The sequence below is a fragment of the Paenirhodobacter sp. YD-8 genome (assembly GCF_056590935.1).
Window position 1 is genome coordinate 2591922 of sequence record NZ_CM152649.1, and the last position, 17994, is coordinate 2609915.

Consider the following 17994-nt stretch of genomic DNA (forward strand, 5'->3'; position numbering starts at 1 on the left):
GACTTTCCTCCCCGGGGTGGCCTGCCCCGTCAGGGGCAGGCCGGGATGCAGGCGGGATCAGTGTGCCGAAGCTTCGGCGGCACCGATGCCGGTTTCCGAGCGCACCTGCTGCGCCAGATAGCCGGCCTTGTCCTCTTCCGCGCGGCGGCTCTTGTCGGTGATCGAGAAGAACCAGACGCCGACGAAGGCAAGCACCATCGAGAACAGCGCGGGCGAGGTGTAGGGGAACGGCGCCGAGCCCTTGGCATGGCCGAGCGTGGCTTCCCACACCGAGGGCGAGATCACGGTCAGCGTCACCGAGGAGACGAGGCCGATCAGACCGCCGATCACCGCACCGCGGGTCGTCATGCCCTTCCACAGCAGCGACAGGAACAGCACCGGGAAGTTGGCCGAGGCCGCGATCGCGAAGGCCAGCGACACCATGAAGGCGATGTTCTGCTTCTCGAAGGCGATGCCGAGGATGACCGCGACGATGCCGAGCGCGATGGTGGTGATGCGCGAGACCTTCAGCTCCGAGGCGCTGTCGGCCTTGCCCTTCTTGAACACCGTCGAATAGAGGTCATGCGACACCGCCGAGGCGCCCGAGAGCGTCAGGCCCGCGACCACCGCAAGGATCGTGGCGAAGGCCACGGCCGAGATGAAGCCGAGGAAGATGTTGCCGCCGACCGCATGGGCCAGATGGACGGCCGCCATGTTGTTGCCGCCGATGAGACCGCTCACGCCGTCCTTCAGCTCGAGGAAGTCGGGGTTGGTCAGCACGAAGACGATCGCGCCGAAGCCGATGATGAAGGTCAGCAGGTAGAAGTAGCCGATCCAGACGGTCGCCCACATCACCGACTTGCGCGCTTCCTTGGCCGAGGGAACGGTGAAGAAGCGCATCAGGATGTGCGGCAGACCGGCGGTGCCGAACATCAGCGCCATGCCGAAGCTGATCGCCGAGATCGGATCCTTCACGAAGCTGCCCGGCCCCATGATCGAGAGACCGGCCTTGGCCGCCTCTTCCGGGGTCTTGCCGGCCGCGCCGGCCAGCTCGGACTTGACCTTCACCGATTCCGCGAACAGGCCCTCGAAGCTGAAGCCGAAGTGCGACATCACCATGAAGGCCATGAAGCTCGCACCGCCAAGCAGGAGGCAGGCCTTGATGATCTGCACCCAGGTGGTGGCGGTCATGCCGCCGAAGAGCACATAGACCATCATCAGCGCGCCGACGATGACGACGGCGTAATGGTAATCGAGGCCGAACAGCAGCTTGATGAGCTGGCCCGCGCCGACCATCTGCGCGATCAGGTAGAAGGCCACGACGACGAGGGTCGAGAGCGCGGCGAAGACGCGCACCGGGGTCTGGGCGAAGCGGAAGGCCGCCACGTCGGCGAAGGTGAACTTGCCGAGGTTGCGCAGCCGTTCGGCCATCAGGAAGGTCAGGATCGGCCAGCCGACGAGGAAGCCGATCGAATAGATCAGCCCGTCGAAGCCCGAGGTCATCACCGCCGCCGAGATCCCGAGGAAGGAGGCCGCCGACATGTAGTCACCGGCGATCGCCAGCCCGTTCTGGAAGCCGGTGATGCCACCGCCGGCGGTGTAGAAGTCGGCCGCCGACTTGGTTTTCGCGGCCGCCCATTTGGTGATGAACAGCGTCATCACCACGAAGACGGCGAACATCGCGATCGCGGTCCAGTTCGTGGGCTGCTGCTTGATCTCGCCCTCGAGGGTGCCCGCCGCGAAGACGGCGCCCGGCATCAGCATGAGGGCGGCGAGGCCGAGGGACCGGCCGGCCTGGGTCAGTCGGTTCATTTCAGCACCTCGCGCTTCACCTGCTCGGTCATTTCGTCGTATTCGCCATTCGCGCGGAAGACGTAGATCGCCGTCACGACGATGGTGAAGACGATCACGCCGAAACCGGCGGGAATGCCCCAGGACATCACGCCATCGCCGATCGGCGTGGCCAGGATGTCCTTGCGGAAGGCGATCAGGGTGATGAAGCCGTAATAGACGACCAGCACCAGGATGGTGAGCATCCAGCCGAAGCGGAGGCGCTTGCTGCGCAACTCCTTGTAGGTCGGGCTGTTTGCGATGCGTTGCAGCATCGTGTCTTGCATTGTGTTTCCCTCCTCCTTGATGAACGCGATGCGCGCGGGATGCAGGCCCCCTCGACCGCCCCGACGCCGGGACAAGCCGATCCTGCACGCGAAAGCCCCTTTCGCGCATCGTTGACAGACCGTTTCAGATCAGCGCCGCCGCCGGTCCAGTGCCGGCGGAAGCCGTGGTCCCGGCGCCTCCGTCCAGGCGGAGGCGCCAGCTCTCGTCACGCGACGCGCTCGACGATCGACCCGAGCCCCGCGGCGATCTCGTCGATGGAACCCATCGCGTCGATCTCCTCGAGGACGCCAAGCGCCCGGTAATGGGCGATCAGCGGCGCCGTCTGCGCGTGATAGGCCTGCAGCCGGGCACGCGCGGTTTCGGCAGTGTCGTCGGCCCGGCGCTTGAACTCCGTGCCGCCGCATTTGTCACAGACCCCGGCCACCGCGGGCTGCTTGAAGGCGTCATGATAGCCCTCGCCACAGCTTGCGCAGGTGTAGCGGCCGGCGACGCGGGCGATCATCGCCTCGTCGTCGACCTCGAGGCTCACCGCTGCGGTGACCTTCTGGCCGGCATCGGCCAGAAGCGTATCGAGCGCCTCGGCCTGCCCCGCGGTGCGGGGAAAGCCGTCAAGGATCACGCCCTTCGCCACGTCGGGCTCGGCCATGCGGTCCTTGAGGATGGCCAGCACGATCTCGTCCGAGACGAGCCCGCCCGCTTCCATCACCGCCTTGGCGGCGAGCCCCGCGGGCGTGCCCTGGGCGACGGCGGCGCGTAGCAGATCGCCGGTCGACAGCTGGACCAGGCCGAAGCGCTCTTCCAGCATCCGCGCCTGCGTGCCCTTGCCTGCGCCGGGCGGGCCCAGCAGGATCAGCACCGCGGCGGTGGTCTCGACAGTGTTTCCGGTCTCTGCCATGCCTCAGCCCCGGTTCATGCGGTTGTCGATCAGCTCCTGCACCACCGAGGGGTCCGCGAGCGTCGAGATGTCGCCAAGGCTGCCATAGTCGTTCTCGGCGATCTTGCGCAGGATGCGGCGCATGATCTTGCCCGAGCGGGTCTTCGGCAGGCCGGGCGCCCACTGGATCAGGTCGGGCTTGGCGATCGGGCCGATCTCGGTGCGGACCCACTTCTCGAGCTCCTTGCGCAGCGCGTCCGAGGGCTCCTGATCGTTCATCAGGGTGACATAGGCGTAGATGCCCTGGCCCTTGAGCTCGTGCGGGTAGCCCACGACCGCGGCCTCGGCCACCGCCGGATGCGCCACCAGCGCCGACTCGACTTCCGCCGTGCCCATGCGGTGCCCCGAGACGTTGATCACGTCATCGACGCGGCCGGTGATCCAGTAATAGCCGTCCTTGTCGCGCCGGCAGCCGTCGCCGGTGAAGTAATAGCCGCGATACTGGGCGAAATAGGCCTCCTGGAAGCGTTCGTGATCGCCCCAGAGGGTGCGCATCTGGCCCGGCCAGCTGTCCGAGATGCACAGCACGCCCTCGCATTCGGTCTCGCCGATGCGCACCGCGGTCTGCGGATCCAGAACCACCGGCTTCACCCCGAAGAACGGGTTGGTGGCCGAGCCCGGCTTCGTCGGCGTGGCGCCCGGCAGCGGGGTCAGCATGTGGCCGCCGGTCTCGGTCTGCCAGAAGGTGTCGACGATCGGGCAGCGGCCCTTGCCGATGTGCTGGTCATACCAGACCCAGGCCTCGGGGTTGATCGGCTCGCCGACCGAGCCCAGAACCTTGATCGAGCTGAGGTCGTACTTGTCGACCCATTCGGTGCCCTGCCCCATCAGCGAGCGGATCGCCGTCGGCGCGGTGTAGAACTGGTTGACCTTGTGCTTCTCGCACACCGCCCAGAACCGGCCGGCGTCGGGATAGGTCGGCACGCCCTCGAACATCACCGTGGTCGCGCCATTCGCCAGCGGACCATAGACGATGTAGCTGTGCCCGGTGACCCAGCCCACGTCCGCGGTGCACCAGAACACGTCGCCGTCGTGATAGTCGAAGGTGTATTGATGCGTCATCGAGGCATAGACGAGATAGCCGCCGGTGGTGTGCACGACGCCCTTCGGCTTGCCGGTCGAGCCCGAGGTGTAGAGGATGAAGAGCGGATCCTCCGCATTCATCGGCCGCGGCGGGCAGTCGGGCGAGACGTGGTCCATCAGATAGAGAAGGTCGACGTCGCGGCCCTGCACCCAAGAGATCTGGTCGCCGGTGCGCTTGACGACGAGGCAGCGCACCTTGTCCGAGCAGTGCAGCAGCGCCGCGTCGGTATTGGCCTTGAGCGGGGTCTTGCGGCCGCCGCGCGGGGCGCTGTCGGCGGTGATGACCAGCTTCGCACCGCAGTCGTTGATGCGGTTCGCGAGCGCGTCGGGCGAGAAGCCGGCGAAGACGATCGAGTGGATCGCGCCGATGCGGGCACAGGCGAGCATCGCATAGGCCGCTTCCGGGATCATCGGCAGGTAGATGACGACGCGGTCGCCGCGCATGATGCCCTGGCTGAGCAGCACGTTCGCCATCCGGTTCACCTTCTCGGACAGCTCCTTGTAGGTGATGTGCTCGGCAGGTTCGTTCGGATCATCGGGCTCGAAGATGATCGCGGTCTGCAGCGCGCGGTCCTTCAGGTGGCGGTCGATGCAGTTCACCGAGGCGTTCAGAACGCCATCCTCGAACCACTTGATCGAGACCTTGCCGAAGGTGAAATCGGTGTTCTTGACCTTGGTATAGGGAGTCATCCAGTCGAGGCGTTTGCCCTCGCGGCCCCAGAAGGCATCGGGGTTCTCGACCGATTCGCGATACATCTCGCGGTATTTCTGCGTGTTCGCGTGAGCGTTCTCAAAGCCCGGCGGAATGTCCCGCATCTCCGGCGCAACGACAGCCTGTTCCTGAGCGGCCATAGCCAATCCTCCCTGGAAATCGAGCGGCCCTGCGGCCGCACCCTCTGCCCGCAGCCGAGGCCGCAGGCGTTCTACCCGCGACCACTGTAAACCAGAACGCCCCTTTCCGTTAAGCCCTCATGATGATTGAATTTTTCTGTAAATTACTTCACAGCACATACGGTAAGTTTGTAAATGTGACGAAAAGTGACCAGAAATAGACATTTTGTTTCAACCGCTTGTCTGTTCACGGAGTCGCGATCTGACGTCACGTCTGAAAAGCCGCAACGCAGCGTCGCCATGCCGCAGCGCAGAAAACAAACGGGCGCGGCAGTCCCCTGCCACGCCCGTTCCGAAGGTGATTCGCCTGCCGCGACTCAGGGGGCAAGAAGCGCCCCCGCCGCCCCGGCATCGGCGGCATAGCGCAGCGCAGGCTCGGTCAGCCCCTGTGCCTTCAGCACAGTTTCGACCGCAGGCCGCGCGCCGACGATCACCAGCGCCCCGCCGCGCGAGGAAAGCTTCTGCGCGAGTTGCAGGATCATCCGCGCGCCGGTCGAATCGACGAAGGTCACTTCGGAAACATCGAGCAGCACCGCCCGCGGCCGCTGCGCGATGCGGTCGAGCACCGTGCCAAGCCGCGCGACCGAACCGAAGAACACCGCCCCGTGCAGGTGATAGGTGACGAGGTCGGCACTCTGGGTGTCGGCGTCGCGCACCACTGGCTCGCCCTCGCGCAGGCCGGTCATCTCGGACATGCGGCGGATGAAGACCAGCCCGCCAAGCGCGAAGCCGAGCACGATCCCCTCGGCAAGGTCGCGGAAGACGACGACGAGGAAGGTCACCCAAAGCACCAGCGCATCGCCCTTCGACACCCGGGTCAGCGCGGCGAACTCGTGCCGCTCGATCATGTTCCAGGCGACGATGCCCAGCAGCCCGGCAAGAGCCGCGAGCGGGATATAGCCCGCAAGCGGCGCCGCGATCAGCATGAAGGCCAGCACGAAGAGCGCATGCAGCATGCCGGCCATCGGCGTGCGCCCGCCCGAGCGCACGTTGGTCGCGGTGCGGGCGATCGTGCCGGTGACGCAGAAACCGCCGAAGATCGCCGCGCCCATGTTGGCGATGCCCTGCGCCACCAGCTCCATGTTCGAGCGGTGCAGCGTGCCCGACATGCCGTCGGCCACCATCGCCGACAGCAGCGACTCGATCGCGCCGAGAAGGGTGAAGGAGGCCGCCCAGGGCAGTGCCGCGCTCACCGCCTCGGCGCTGAGCGGCGGCAGATGCGGCGCCGGCAGAAGCCGCGGCAGACCGCCGAATTTCGAGGCGATGGTCTCGACCGGCAGCCCGAGGAGCGCCGAGGCGGCGGTCACCAGCGCGATGCCCAGAAGCAGGCTCGGCCAGCGCGGACGGAAGCGCTGGATCGCCAGGATCACGCCCACCGTCGCCAGCGCCACGCCGACCGCCGCGGGGCTGAGTGTTGACCGCGCGGCCCACAGCGCCTCGACCTTCGGCACGATCGGGCCGGGTTCGGCGCCGCTCAGGCGCAGCCCGATCATGTCCTTGATCTGACTTGCGAAGATGATGACGCCGATGCCCGAGGTGAAGCCCACCGTCACCGGATAGGGCATGAAGCGGATGGTCGAGCCAAGCCGCAGCAGGCCCAGCACGGCCAGCATGACCCCCGACAGGAACGTGGCCAGCATCAGCCCCTCGACGCCCGTTTGCATCACGCAGGCATTGACCAGCACGATGAAGGCGCCGGCCGGCCCGCCGATCTGGAACCGCGAGCCGCCGAAGAGCGACACGAGGAAGCCGCCGACGATGGCGGTGAACAGGCCGCGCTCGGGCCCAACGCCCGAGGCGATGGCGATCGCCATGGAGAGCGGCAGCGCGACAATCGCCACCGTCAGCCCGGCCACCGCATCGGCGCGCAGTGCCGCCGGGCCATAGCCCTCGCGCAGCGCCGTGATGGACATTGGAATCAGGGGGTCACCCCCCGCTCGCGCCGTAAGGCTTGCGTTGGTTGTCATCGTTTCATACCGCTTGATGTGGCGCGAGCAGACGTCCGCCACCACCGATTGTCAAGAGAAAGCCAGATGACCGATATGCCCGCCGCTCCGCCCGCAGACCCGATCCGCCCGACCGATGACGAGGCCCGCGCCCTCGCCCGCGGCCTGATCTCGGGCGCGCGCTTCGGCGCACTCGGGGTGATCGACCCGGAAACGGGCTTTCCGGCAGTGACCCGCATCGCGCTCGGATCGGGCCCCGAGGGCGGGCTGTGGACGCTCGTCTCGGGGCTGTCGGCCCATGCCCGGGCGCTGCGCGCCGATCCGCGGGTCTCGGTGCTGGTGGGCGAGCCCGGGGCGAAGGGCGATCCGCTCACCCATCCGCGGCTGAGCCTGCAGGCCGAGGCGCTGCCGCTCGCCGCCGACGATCCGCGCCGGGCGGAGGCACGGGCGCGCTGGCTGGCCGATCATCCGAAAGCGAAGATCTACATCGACCTCGGCGATTTCTTCTTCGTCGAGTTCCGCCTGATCGGCGGTGCGCTGAACGGCGGCTTCGGCCGCGCCTTCCGGCTGACCGCCGAAGACCTCGCCTGAAAACGGGCGCCCGAGGGCGCCCGCCTCCCACCCTGCCGGAGGCGCCTCAGTTCGGGTTGTCCATCCGCAGCCGGATGTGCACCCGCCCCCTCACCGCCTCCTGCCAGGTCAGCGTGACCGCCTGCTTGCCCGCCCCCTGCTCGACCGTGACATAGGGCACGCCGTTGATCCGCCCGCCCGCGGCATTGGTGATCGGCCCCTCAGCGACGATCGCGCTCACGTTGCGCGCCCAGCCCCCGAACGGCAGATAGCCCGCCGCTGCCACCGTCCAGACCGCCTGCGCGCTGGCCTGATCGACCTGCACGCTGACCGGGTTCACCGTCATCTGGGTGACGCCGTTGAAGGTGTTCGCCTCGAAGACGACATTGCGCATCCGGCTGTTGTCGAGCGCGGCGAAGGTGGTGTCGACGCCGTCGATCCGCGTCACCACCCCGTCGATCGCCTTAAACACGTTGTTCGCGACGCTCAGCCCCTGGATGAAATGGCCGCGGCCATAGGGCTTGACCGAGAACCAGGTGAACCAGGGGGCGGCATCGATGCTGACGAAGGTGTTGCCGCTGACGGTGAGCCCACCGAAGGAATATTCGGTGCCGAAATCGGGGTTGGCCGAATATTCATTCGTCCATTCGATCGTCGAATTGTCGATGTAATTGCCGGTCACCGCCGACTGCACGTTCGGCTGGCAGAAGATCAGCCCCGGCAGGCGCGGCGCGGCATCGAGGTCGTCGCCCTGGAACCAGTGGTTGCCGACGATCAGATGGCCCGAGCCGTTCAGGACCATGGTGTGGCGGAAGCGCACGAAGCGGCTCTCGCGGATCTTGCTGTCATTGGCATTGACGTTGAGCGCGATCGAGCTGCGCTCGGTCGCCGCCATCGCCCCCTCGTTCGACAGGAACTGGCAGCGGTCGACCAGCAGGTCCTGACAGCCATGCCCGATCGAGGTGATGGCGCGATCCTTCGGCTTCACCACATAGCTGTCGCGGATCTGGAACATCTCGCCCGAGGGGGCCAGCAGGATGCAGCTTGCCTTGCCGTTGCACAGGAACTCAATGTCGTCGATGTTGAACCGGTCGAGTTTCGCAAGCCCCGAGAAATCAAGGACATACTTGTAGCGGGTGAAGGTGTAGCTGCGCGTGCCCGAACCGCCGAAGAAGGGCTGCGACAGGGTCAGCGAGCCTGCCGCGACATTCACCGCGCGCACATAGACCTCGCGGCCGACGCCCGCGCCACTGACCCGCGCGCCGACCGGGATGTTGGCGATATTGCCGACATTGGTCAGCGTCAGCGGCGTCGCGATCGAATAGGTCGCCTGCGAGGTGACGGTGGTATCGTCCCAGGCCGGCCCGTCGACGACGTTGAACTGGCCGTTGCGCAGCACCCGCCGGTTCGAGAACGAGCTGATGTCGGGCGACAGCGCCTTGACGTCGATGGGTTCCGTCACCTCGATCCGCCGCCCGCACAGATCGAGCGCATTGTGGTCGGTATAGCCGAAAAGCGCCTGCAGCGCCTTGCGGAACCCCGTCATCTCGTCGCCGAAGGCCGCGGCATAGGTCGGGAAGTCGAAGCTGCCGCGCAGGGCAAAGCGCGCCTCGGTCGGTGTGACGACGGTGCCGACGAAGCGGATCGGCGCGGTGAGGGTGACCGAGCCGCCGATGAAATAGGTCCCCTCCGGCACCAGGATCGAACGCCCCGCCGCGGCGGTGTCGGCCGCCTCGAAGGCCGCCTTGTCATTCGTCACCCCGTCGCCCGCGGCGCCATAGTCGCGCACGTCGACCCAGTCCATCATGTCGCGCAGGAAGGCCTCGGTGATATCCTCGATCACCAGATCCTCGATCCGCACCACGCCGCCGTTGAGCCCGGTCAGGTCGAGCCCGAAATGGCCATAGGCGGGCGCCAGCCCCCAGGGCATGTCGACCCCGCCGCGCGATCCGGTGCCGACGATCGCCTCGACGGTGACGACCGTGCCATAGGTCGGCAGCGCCACCTCGGGACCGGTCTCGATCAGCCCCGCGACATGGCCGGCCCCGCTCATCGCATAACCCGCGATCCGCACCGAGGGCAGGTTGCCGGCGACCGCCTTCACCCGCGCGCGGATCCGCAGATAGCAGCCCGGCACGATCGGGGTGTGCACCATCGCGCGCAGCTTCTGCACCGACAGCAGCTTGCTCAGCTCGAGGCAGGTGCCGAAATCCGCATCCGCCGCCACCAGCGCCGCGTTCACCACGCCGTCGTAGCTTGCCGAGCCCGCGGTGCCATTCTCGCTCGACCACGCGTCGAGCCCCTCCGCGAAGGCCGGCGGCATCAGCGCCAGCCCGTCGGTAATCGCCATGTTCATCTGCGGATCCTCCTTGTTCCGGCCCGCCCGCCGGGGCTGCACCGGCCCACCACCGGGCGCGACCAGAGCTAGGCCGAAACGGTTGACGAAGGCCGAGAGCAGCGTGCGCTGCCCCCTTTCCGTGACGTCGCTGCAACGCAGCATCTTGTCACGGAACGGCCATGGCCGCATGCTAGGCCGGTGTCGCTGCAAGGAGGCCCGCATGCCGTTCCAGTTCGACCCGAAAGACCCGCGCATCACGAAGACGGTGCGCCATATCGCCCGCGACGAGCTGCGCGCGGCGCTCGACCGGCTCTCCGCCGCCCCCGGCGAAGGCTCGCTGCTGCACGGGCTGCGCAAGCACATCAAAAAGACCCGCGGGCTGCTGCGCCTTGTCGCGCCGGTGTTTCCGGGGTTTCACCGCGAAAATGCCGTGCTGCGCGACGCCGCCGCCGGAATTTCCGAGCTGCGCGACGCCGAGGTGATGCGGATCTCGCTGCTGCGCCTCGGCGCGGCCGAGGATGCCGCCGGGCTTGCCGCACGGCAGATGCTGGCCTCGGTCGCGCCCGAGCCGCCCGCCGCGCCCCCGGCGGCGGCCCTTGCCGCCTTTGGCGAGCGCATCGCCGAGGTGCATGACCGCGCCGCGCATTGGGAATTCGAGAAGAAGGGCTGGGAGGCGCTGGCCCCGGGCCTTGCCACCACCTTCCACGACGCGCGCAAGCGCATGGCGCGCGCCGCGCGCAACGGCGATGACGAGCATTTCCACGCCTGGCGGTCGCGGGTGAAGCATCACTGGTATCAGGCGCGGCTGCTGCTGCCGATCTGGCCCGAGATGATGAGCGCACATGCCGACATCGCCGACCGGCTGGGCGAGGCGCTCGGCCAGCATCACGACCTTGCGGTTCTGGCCCGCGCGATGCCCGACCACCTCTCGCCCGAGGCCGCGGTGGCGCTCTCGACCCGCATCGAGGACGAGAAGAAGCGCCTGGAAACGCTCAGCTTCTTTCTGGGAGAACGACTGTTTGCCGAGGCGCCCGAGGCACTCATCGCCCGCTGGGGGGCATGGTATGCGCTCTGGCGGCAGGAGGATCACGCCTGCGATCCAGCCCTGCCCGAGGTCGAGGAAGCGGAGGACTGACCGGCCCGCGGCCGGTCCGTCCCCCGCCCCGGATCAGGCGTTGGCGAGCCCGCCCGCGAGCGCGGTTTCCATCCGCGCGATGGTTTCCGTCACGCCGTAGAGCGCGATGAACCCGCCGAAGCGCGGCCCCTGGCTTTGGCCCAGAAGCACCTCGTAAAGCGCGGTGAACCAGTCGCGCAGCGGCTCGAAGTCATGCTCCTTGCCGACGGCGAAGACGATGGTCTGCAGCCCCTCGGCCGGGTCCTCGTCCGGGAAGATCTCGTGCAGCTCCTGCGCGGGCAGCGCCTTCAGCCGGCCGATGAGATCCTCCATCGCCGCACGCTCCTTGTCGGTGGGCAGGCGGAAGGCCCGCGTCGGCGCGACGAAGTCCTGGAAGTAGCGCACCGCAAAGCCCGCCGCCGCGTCGAGGTCGGGGTGGCTTTCCGGCGTCGCCTCGGGGGCGTAGCGGCGGATGAAGCCCCACAGCGTTTCCTTGTCATGCGCGCCCGAGACCGAAGCCAGGTTGAGCAGCATGGCGAAGGGCACGACCAGCGTCGACACCGGCGGCTTGCCGCCGTGGATGTGCCACACCGGGTTGTCGATCTGCTTCTCGACCGGCTGCTCGGGGAAGGCGCGCAGCTGCTGGTGATACTCGTCCACCGCCTTCGGAATCACGTCCCACCACAGCCGTTTCGCGGTCTTCGGCTTCTGGTACATGAAATAGCTCAGGCTCTCGGTCGAGGCGTAGGTCAGCCATTCGTCGATCGTCAGCCCGTTGCCCTTCGACTTCGAGATCTTCTCGCCATTCGCATCAAGGAACAGCTCATAGGTGAAATGCTCGGGCGCGCGGCCGCCCAGCACCTTGCAGATGCTGTCGTAGATCGGCGTGTTGGTGGCGTGGTCCTTGCCGTACATCTCGAAATCGACGCCGAGCGCAGCCCAGCGCATGCCGAAATCGGGCTTCCACTGCAGCTTGACGTGACCGCCGGTCACCGGCAGCGTCCATTCCCGCCCGGTCTCGTCGTCGAAGGTCACGGTGCCGGCCTTGGCATCGACGTTCTTCATCGGCACGTAGAGCACGCGACCGGTTTCCGGGTGGATCGGCAGGAAGCACGAATAGGTCGAGGCGCGTTCCTCGCGCAGCGACTTCAGCATGATCGCCATGATGTCATCGTATTTCTCGGCGCAGCGCAGCAGCATGTCGTCGAACTTGCCGGCCTTGTAATACTGCGTGGCCGAGGCGAATTCGTATTCGAACCCGAAGGTGTCGAGGAAGCGGCGCAGCATGGCGTTGTTGTGGTTGCCGAAGCTGTCGAACTCGCCGAACGGGTCGGGCACCGCGGTCAGCGGCTTCTGGATGTTCGCCTTCAGCAGGTCCTGGTTCGGCACGTTCTCGGGCACCTTGCGCATGCCGTCCATGTCATCCGAGAAGCACAAGAGCTTCGTCGGGATGTCCGAGATGATCTCGAAGGCGCGGCGGATCATCGTGGTGCGCGCGACCTCGCCAAACGTGCCGATATGCGGCAGGCCCGAGGGGCCATAGCCGGTCTCGAACAGCACATAGCCTTTTTCCGGCGGCGCCTTCTCGTAACGTTTGAGCACCCGGCGCGCTTCCTCGAAAGGCCAGGCTTTGGAGTTCATCGCAGCGTCGCGCAGGTTGGTCATCGTCATCCTCTTCGGGGCACACCATGCGCCCATCCGCGCTTCACCTATTGAACGGGCGCGCCATCGTCAATAATTCATGGCGAAACCCATGAAAGGACAGACCGTGACCGACCCCCTCTCCTCGCTTTCCCCGCAGGACGCGCTGATCGCCGTGATGGTCGCGGTGTCGGCCTCGGATGAAACCATCCGCACCGTCGAACTCATCGCGATCGAGCGCATGGTGAACCACATGCCGATCTTCGCCGATTACGACATCGACCGCATCCGCCCGGTGGCGCAGACGGTCTATTCGCTCTTCGAAGAGGAAGAGGGAATCGAGGCGCTCTTCGGCCTCGTGCGGGCGGGCCTGCCCGAGAAGCTCTTCGAGACCGCCTATGCGCTGGCCTGCGACGTCGCGGCGGCGGATGGCGTGCTGCATCAGCCCGAACTGCGCATGCTCGAAGAAATCCGCGGCGAGCTGTCGATCGACCGGCTGCATGCGGTGGCGATCGAATGGGGCGCGCGGGTGCGCCACCTGACGCTCTGAGCCGGCCGGCGAAAGTTTTCGCCCTCTTTCGCGCGGGCGCGGGCGGCCGTTAACGGTTCGCTTGCGCTCTGCTGCTATGCGCATCGCACACCGGTTTGCGAGGAGTGCGACATGGCCAAGACCCCCCTTCCCCTCCGCATCGGCGCGCTGGCGCTTGCCGCCATCGCGCTGGCCACGCCCCTGCCCCTCGCCGCGGCCGGCGCGCGCAGCCCCGAGGAAACCCTGCGCATCGAGCTCGACATGGCCGGCCGGCAGCGGCTGCTGTCACAGCGGGTGATCTCGGCCGCCTGCCTGCTGTCGCTGGGGCTTGATCCCAGCACCCAGGAACTCGCCCTGGTCGAGGCGCATGACATCTTCGCCGCGACCCTCGATCAGCTCGAACAGGGCAGCCCGGCGATGCAGCTGCCGCCGGTTTCCGACCCGGTGGTGCGCTCGACCATCACCCAGGCCCGTCTGGCCTGGGCGCCGGTCTCGACGGTGATCGACGAGATCCTTGCGGGTGATGCCGGGGCCGAACGCATCGGCGCGCTCGCCGCGGCCGAACCGGCGCTGCTCACCGCCTCGCTGAACCTTGTCGCGGCGCTTGGCGCCACCGGCGCACAGGACCCGACCCGCGCCGCCGAGGCCCGCGCCCTCGACATGGCCGCACGCCAGCGCTCGCTGTCGCAGGCGGTGATGAAGGAGGCCTGCCTGATCACCGCGGCCGGCATCGCCCGGATCGACCCCGCCCCGCATGTCACCGCGCTCAACACCCGCGTCACGATGTTCGAGGACAGCGCCGGCACGCTGCGCGGCGGCGATCCGGATCTCGGCATCGCGCCACCGCCCGGCCCCGATGCCGAAACCGCGCTCGATACCGTGCAGGAAACCTGGCAGGACATGCGCGGCATGCTGAACCCCGCGCTCGAGGGCCAGCCGATGGATCTCGACACGCTCGAGGATCTCGCCCGCGATTACGAGCTGCTGCTGCCGCAGCTCGAGGATGTGGTGTGGTTCTACGTCAACCGCTGATCAGCTGCCGTAAAGCGCGCCCCAGCGTTCGAGAAGCGCGCTTTGCAGCACCTTCGAACGGCTGATCCAGGCCCGCCCGCCCTGCGGCTGCTCGTTCGCCCCGGCACGCGCACGCCGCGCCACGTCGCCGGTGAAGATCGCGAAGGCCAGATCGGTGCCGTCGGGCCCGGTCATGTAACCGGTCAGGGTCGAGACGAAGTTCAGCGTGCCGGTCTTCGCATCGACGCGCAGCGCCTGCCCCTGCTGCAGCTTGCCGCCTGCATCGCGCAGCGCGAAGGGCTTCATCAGCCCGCGCAACCCCGCCTTCGGGCCAAGCAGCGTCACCGCCCGCACCATCTCCATCGCCGAGATCCGCGTGTCGGCGCCCAGCCCCGAATGATCGACGAAGCGCGCCTGTCCGCCGCCCAGCCGGCCGTGCAGCCACTCGCTCATCGCCGCGCCCGAGGCGCCGCGGCCGGCCGGCACGCCGCGCACGACGCTCGTCGTCATGCCGACGGCCTCGGCGGTGATGTTGGTCGAATATTTCATCATCGAGCGTAGGATCACCGGCAGCGGGTCCGAGACCTGCTCGACCAGCACCGTGCCGCCGGGCAAGGTCGAGACGGATTTCGGCGGCGGCAGCGGCACGCCCTGCGCGCGGGCCAGCGTCTGGAACACGTCGCCCGCATAGGCCACCGGATCGCGCACCGGCAACCAGCGGCTGCCGGCCTTGCCAAGGCTGCCCGAGGCCACGGTCCAGTGCTCCTTGCCGCCCTGCCGCGCATAGGTGAAGAGCGGCGCCGTCCGGGTCGAGAGCCCGACATCGGCGCTGTAGACCCGCGGCACGTTGCGCGCGCCCCGCGCATCCATCGTCAGCGCATAGCCGCCCGCGGCGCGCTTCCATTCGAAATAGACGCGGTTGTAATTCAGGATCAGCCCGGAAATTCCGGGGTTGTAGCCGACCTGCACCGGCTGGTCGTCGGCGATCTGCTCGGCATAGGGCAGCGCGCCGCCCCAGACGAGGAAGCGCCCGGTGACACCGCTCACCCCCGCCTTCGCCAGCCGCGCCGCCATCTCGGCCAGCGTGTCGGTCTTGAGCGTCGGATCGCCGCCCCCCGCCAGCACCAGATCGCCCTGGATCTTGCCGCCGGCAATCGGACCGGTCGCGATCAGCCGGGTGCGGAAGCGGTAGTCCGGCCCCAGCGTCTCGAGCGCGTAAAGCGAGGTGATCGTCTTCGCGGTCGACGCAGGCGGCATGCCGCGATCGGCCCCGCGCTGTTCCAGCACCCGCCCGCTGCGCGCATCGACGACGACATAGCTGACCTCGCCGCCGAGCTGCGCCGCCGCGACCAGATCCTCGGCCGAGCCCGGCCGCAGCGCCGTGCCCTGGCCAAGCGCCGGCCCGCCCAGCAGGCCAAGCGCCGCCAGGCCCGTCATCGCTTCCCGCCGTGAAATCTTCATCCTGCCGCCGCCGTGATCGGGAGTCTCGGCGGGCATACTGCCCCCCGACGCGCGCGGCTGCAAGGCTCAGTCCCGCCCGCGCCAGGCGCCCTGCGCCCGGATCGCCGAGGAGGACAGATCCGACATCGGCATCTGCAGGAAACACCATGCCGGCGGCGCCGCGAAGGGCAGCTGCCGCGCCTCGGCCTCGGGCAACCGCATCGGCGCATACAGGCGGGCGGCGCGGGCATGGCGCACGACGAAGCGCGCGCCCGGCCGCGCCAGCACGCCCACCGGCATCAGGCCAAGGATCGCGCGCCAGTTGTCCCAGCGGTCGAACTGCAGCAGGTTGTCCGCCCCCATCAGCCAGACGAAATGCACGCGCGGATACAGCGCCGTGACCCGACGCAGGGTCTGTGCGGTAAAGCGGGTGCCAAGCCGCGCCTCGAGATCGGTGATGTCGACACGCGGATCGGGCATCACCCGCCGCGCCTCGGCCATGCGTCGCGCGATCGGGGCCGGGCCATGCGCCTTCAACGGGTTGCCCGGGCTGACCAGCCACCACACCCGGTCAAGACCGAAGCGGCGCAGCGCCTCGCGGGTGATATGCGCATGGCCTTCGTGGGCCGGATCGAAGGATCCGCCCAGGATGCCGATCCGCATGCCCGGTGACGCGATGGGAAAGCCCTGTCTCATGCAGCCCCCCTACCCGATCACGGCCCGGAATGGGAAGCGGAATGTGACAGCCTTGTGGCTCAGGCCGCCGCCCCCGCGGCATGGATCGAACAGCGCCCCCGCCCGCCGCGCTTCGAATCGTAAAGCGCCGCATCGGCATCGGCGAGCATCCGGTCCGCCTCGGGCACCGGGTAATCGCGCGAGAAGGCGATGCCAATCGAGGCCGAGATCCGGCAGGGCGTGCCGTCGACGACACAGGGTTCCTCGAGCCGCGCGATCATCCGCCGGCCCAGCGTCTGCAGCGCCGCGCGGTCGATCGCGCCGCGCAGCAGCAGCACGAATTCGTCACCGCCGGTGCGCGCCACCACGTCGCCGCGGCGCACCTCCTCGGTCAGGATCCCCGCGGCCCAGTTCAGCACCTGATCGCCCGCGGCATGGCCCATCCGGTCGTTGACCTGCTTGAAATGGTCAAGGTCGACCAGCACGAGCGCGAAGGGCGCACCGCCCTGGGTCTGGGCCCGCACCGCCTTCTGCAGCGCCCCGTCAAAGGCACGCCGGTTCGCCAGCCCGGTGAGCGGGTCGGTCAGCGCCTGCCGCTCGGCGGCGCGCCGCGCCTCCTCGAGCCGGCCGTTCAGCGCCCGCAGCTCGTCCATCACAGCGGCCTTGGCCTCGCGCAGATACAAAAGCTCGATCGCCAGATCGGAGGTGGCGAAATCGCCCTCGGTCAGGCCGAATTCGCGCACCGCATCGGCCAGGTGAATGCCGAAGGTGAGGTTCAGAAGCATCCCCTCCGCCCCTGCCGGACCGACCTCGACCGCGGTGCCGCGCAGGCCGATCTCGGGGTGCGAGAGCAGCATCAGGATCAGCTTGCGCCCGCCCGGGTGGGTCTCGTCCTGCTCGTGCCGCCGGGCGCGGGCGCGGCGCAGGTGGAAATGCGACTCGAAGGCGGTGCCGACCACCGGGCCGGGGCCGAGGATCTTCGTCAAGGTGGGCCCCGCCGCACAGATCACCCCGTGCCGGTCAAGCCACAGGAACATCGGCATCAGCTCGCCCAGCGCGGCAGGGCTCAGCCCGCCTTGCAGCACCGACATGCAGGGGGAGAGATCGCCGCTCATGCCGGCACCCGCGTCGGTGGCAACGCCAGATCGAAGCGCCGCCCGCTGGCATAGGCCGCCTCGAGCAGCATCACCTGCACCCGTTCGAGCCCCTCGCAGGGCGCGGCCGCCTCGATCAGCACCAGCGCACCGTAATCATCGGCCATCGCGCGCAGCAGCCCCGCCATCACCGCGCCCCAGCCGGCGATCGGGCCGCGCACCTCGATCACGAAGCGCCCGCCGCTTTCCGAGCGCAGCGACAGCTCGGGCAATTCGAGGTCGGGCAGCGTCATCAGCCCCCGCCCCTGCAGCTCGTCGAGCGAGAACAGGAACTCCCAGTAATCAGAACCGCCGAAGCGCAGCAGCCGGCGCAGCGGCTCGATGGTGGCGAGGAAGGCGCCGACATCCTCGAGCAGCGCCGCGCGCGGCTTGTCGAGCACGCAGGCCGCGGTGTCGATCAGCTCCTCGGTCAGACGATCGTCATAGCGCAGCATCGCCTCGAACCCCTCGGGGCCGAGGCCGAGGCCGAGGGCATGCGCAACCCGCGACCAGAGCGCGGCCCCGTAATTCTCCGTCAGGAACGCCTGCAGGGCTTTGTTGATCAGACCGTACATGATCCCTCCTGTTCGGA

15 protein-coding genes are annotated in these 17994 nt (G+C 68.1%); 4 read left to right on the top strand and 11 right to left on the bottom strand.

Features of this window, described 5'->3' with window-relative positions; genetic code table 11:
• Nucleotides 1-57: 57 nt before the first annotated feature.
• From AC0QTQ_RS12650 to AC0QTQ_RS12670, 5 genes are all read right to left on the bottom strand, one after another.
• Nucleotides 58-1791 carry a cation acetate symporter gene (locus AC0QTQ_RS12650; protein WP_480256868.1) on the bottom strand — a complete coding sequence of 578 codons (1734 nt, stop codon included), beginning with the start codon at nt 1789-1791 and terminating at the stop codon, nt 58-60.
• Complete coding sequence (locus AC0QTQ_RS12655) at nt 1788-2096, bottom strand: DUF485 domain-containing protein (protein WP_121533115.1); 309 nt, start codon at nt 2094-2096, stop codon at nt 1788-1790. Before AC0QTQ_RS12655 ends, AC0QTQ_RS12650 begins: the two co-directional genes overlap by 4 nt.
• Before the next feature lie 206 nt (nt 2097-2302).
• Entirely contained in the window at nt 2303-2992 is a 690-nt protein-coding gene (locus tag AC0QTQ_RS12660) for an adenylate kinase (protein WP_480256869.1), read from the bottom strand.
• Nucleotides 2993-2995: 3 nt separating this feature from the next.
• On the bottom strand, nt 2996-4930 hold the full coding sequence (gene acs, locus AC0QTQ_RS12665) for an acetate--CoA ligase (protein ID WP_480259230.1): 1935 nt from the start codon (nt 4928-4930) through the stop codon (nt 2996-2998).
• Between the two features lie 392 nt (nt 4931-5322).
• On the bottom strand, nt 5323-6918 hold the full coding sequence (locus tag AC0QTQ_RS12670; RefSeq protein WP_480256870.1) for a SulP family inorganic anion transporter: 1596 nt from the start codon (nt 6916-6918) through the stop codon (nt 5323-5325).
• A 120-nt stretch (nt 6919-7038) separates the two neighbouring features.
• Here AC0QTQ_RS12670 and AC0QTQ_RS12675 point away from each other — a divergent pair, with 120 nt between their 5' ends.
• Nucleotides 7039-7542, top strand: coding sequence for a HugZ family pyridoxamine 5'-phosphate oxidase (locus AC0QTQ_RS12675; protein WP_480256871.1), 504 nt, complete (start codon nt 7039-7041; stop codon nt 7540-7542).
• Nucleotides 7543-7588: 46 nt separating this feature from the next.
• On the opposite strand, the gene AC0QTQ_RS12680 is transcribed toward AC0QTQ_RS12675, so the two are convergent.
• A complete protein-coding gene (locus tag AC0QTQ_RS12680; RefSeq protein ID WP_480259231.1) occupies nt 7589-9877 on the bottom strand; it encodes a glycosyl hydrolase family 28-related protein in 2289 nt (762 codons plus the stop codon).
• Between the two features lie 202 nt (nt 9878-10079).
• On the opposite strand from AC0QTQ_RS12680, the gene AC0QTQ_RS12685 reads away from it, so the two are divergent.
• A complete protein-coding gene (locus AC0QTQ_RS12685; RefSeq protein ID WP_480256872.1) occupies nt 10080-10994 on the top strand; it encodes a CHAD domain-containing protein in 915 nt (304 codons plus the stop codon).
• 33 nt (nt 10995-11027) lie between these two features.
• On the opposite strand, the gene AC0QTQ_RS12690 is transcribed toward AC0QTQ_RS12685, so the two are convergent.
• Entirely contained in the window at nt 11028-12638 is a 1611-nt protein-coding gene (locus AC0QTQ_RS12690; protein WP_480256873.1) for a lysine--tRNA ligase, read from the bottom strand.
• A 103-nt stretch (nt 12639-12741) separates the two neighbouring features.
• Between AC0QTQ_RS12690 and AC0QTQ_RS12695 the strand changes: the two genes are divergently transcribed.
• Both AC0QTQ_RS12695 and AC0QTQ_RS12700 read left to right on the top strand, forming a co-directional pair.
• A complete protein-coding gene (locus AC0QTQ_RS12695) occupies nt 12742-13164 on the top strand; it encodes a tellurite resistance TerB family protein (RefSeq protein WP_121533101.1) in 423 nt (140 codons plus the stop codon).
• 111 nt (nt 13165-13275) lie between these two features.
• On the top strand, nt 13276-14175 hold the full coding sequence (locus tag AC0QTQ_RS12700; RefSeq protein WP_480256874.1) for a type IV pili methyl-accepting chemotaxis transducer N-terminal domain-containing protein: 900 nt from the start codon (nt 13276-13278) through the stop codon (nt 14173-14175).
• Here AC0QTQ_RS12700 and dacB read toward each other — a convergent pair whose 3' ends face one another.
• The 4 genes from dacB to AC0QTQ_RS12720 form a co-directional block, all read right to left on the bottom strand.
• Nucleotides 14176-15591 (bottom strand): D-alanyl-D-alanine carboxypeptidase/D-alanyl-D-alanine endopeptidase, encoded by a 1416-nt coding sequence (dacB, locus tag AC0QTQ_RS12705; RefSeq protein WP_480256875.1) that lies wholly within the window; start codon nt 15589-15591, stop codon nt 14176-14178.
• A gap of 90 nt (nt 15592-15681) precedes the next feature.
• Entirely contained in the window at nt 15682-16257 is a 576-nt protein-coding gene (locus AC0QTQ_RS12710; RefSeq protein ID WP_480259232.1) for a nicotinate-nucleotide adenylyltransferase, read from the bottom strand.
• A 92-nt stretch (nt 16258-16349) separates the two neighbouring features.
• The gene (locus tag AC0QTQ_RS12715; RefSeq protein WP_245965247.1) at nt 16350-17384 is read right to left on the bottom strand and encodes a GGDEF domain-containing protein; all 1035 of its coding nucleotides are present in this window, start codon (nt 17382-17384) and stop codon (nt 16350-16352) included.
• The gene (locus AC0QTQ_RS12720) at nt 17381-17977 is read right to left on the bottom strand and encodes a heme NO-binding domain-containing protein (RefSeq protein ID WP_480256876.1); all 597 of its coding nucleotides are present in this window, start codon (nt 17975-17977) and stop codon (nt 17381-17383) included. The genes AC0QTQ_RS12715 and AC0QTQ_RS12720 overlap by 4 nt, the downstream gene beginning before the upstream one ends.
• Nucleotides 17978-17994 lie beyond the last annotated feature (17 nt).

Coding starts and splice junctions, on each gene's coding strand:
- AC0QTQ_RS12650 (WP_480256868.1), bottom strand. CDS start 1,791: ATGAACCGACTGACCCAGGCCGGCCGGTCCCTCGGCCTCGCCGCCCTC.
- AC0QTQ_RS12655 (WP_121533115.1), bottom strand. CDS start 2,096: ATGCAAGACACGATGCTGCAACGCATCGCAAACAGCCCGACCTACAAG.
- AC0QTQ_RS12660 (WP_480256869.1), bottom strand. CDS start 2,992: ATGGCAGAGACCGGAAACACTGTCGAGACCACCGCCGCGGTGCTGATC.
- acs (WP_480259230.1), bottom strand. CDS start 4,930: ATGCGGGACATTCCGCCGGGCTTTGAGAACGCTCACGCGAACACGCAG.
- AC0QTQ_RS12670 (WP_480256870.1), bottom strand. CDS start 6,918: ATGTCCATCACGGCGCTGCGCGAGGGCTATGGCCCGGCGGCACTGCGC.
- AC0QTQ_RS12675 (WP_480256871.1), top strand. CDS start 7,039: ATGACCGATATGCCCGCCGCTCCGCCCGCAGACCCGATCCGCCCGACC.
- AC0QTQ_RS12680 (WP_480259231.1), bottom strand. CDS start 9,877: ATGAACATGGCGATTACCGACGGGCTGGCGCTGATGCCGCCGGCCTTC.
- AC0QTQ_RS12685 (WP_480256872.1), top strand. CDS start 10,080: ATGCCGTTCCAGTTCGACCCGAAAGACCCGCGCATCACGAAGACGGTG.
- AC0QTQ_RS12690 (WP_480256873.1), bottom strand. CDS start 12,638: ATGACCAACCTGCGCGACGCTGCGATGAACTCCAAAGCCTGGCCTTTC.
- AC0QTQ_RS12700 (WP_480256874.1), top strand. CDS start 13,276: ATGGCCAAGACCCCCCTTCCCCTCCGCATCGGCGCGCTGGCGCTTGCC.
- dacB (WP_480256875.1), bottom strand. CDS start 15,591: ATGACGGGCCTGGCGGCGCTTGGCCTGCTGGGCGGGCCGGCGCTTGGC.
- AC0QTQ_RS12710 (WP_480259232.1), bottom strand. CDS start 16,257: ATGCGGATCGGCATCCTGGGCGGATCCTTCGATCCGGCCCACGAAGGC.
- AC0QTQ_RS12715 (WP_245965247.1), bottom strand. CDS start 17,384: ATGAGCGGCGATCTCTCCCCCTGCATGTCGGTGCTGCAAGGCGGGCTG.
- AC0QTQ_RS12720 (WP_480256876.1), bottom strand. CDS start 17,977: ATGTACGGTCTGATCAACAAAGCCCTGCAGGCGTTCCTGACGGAGAAT.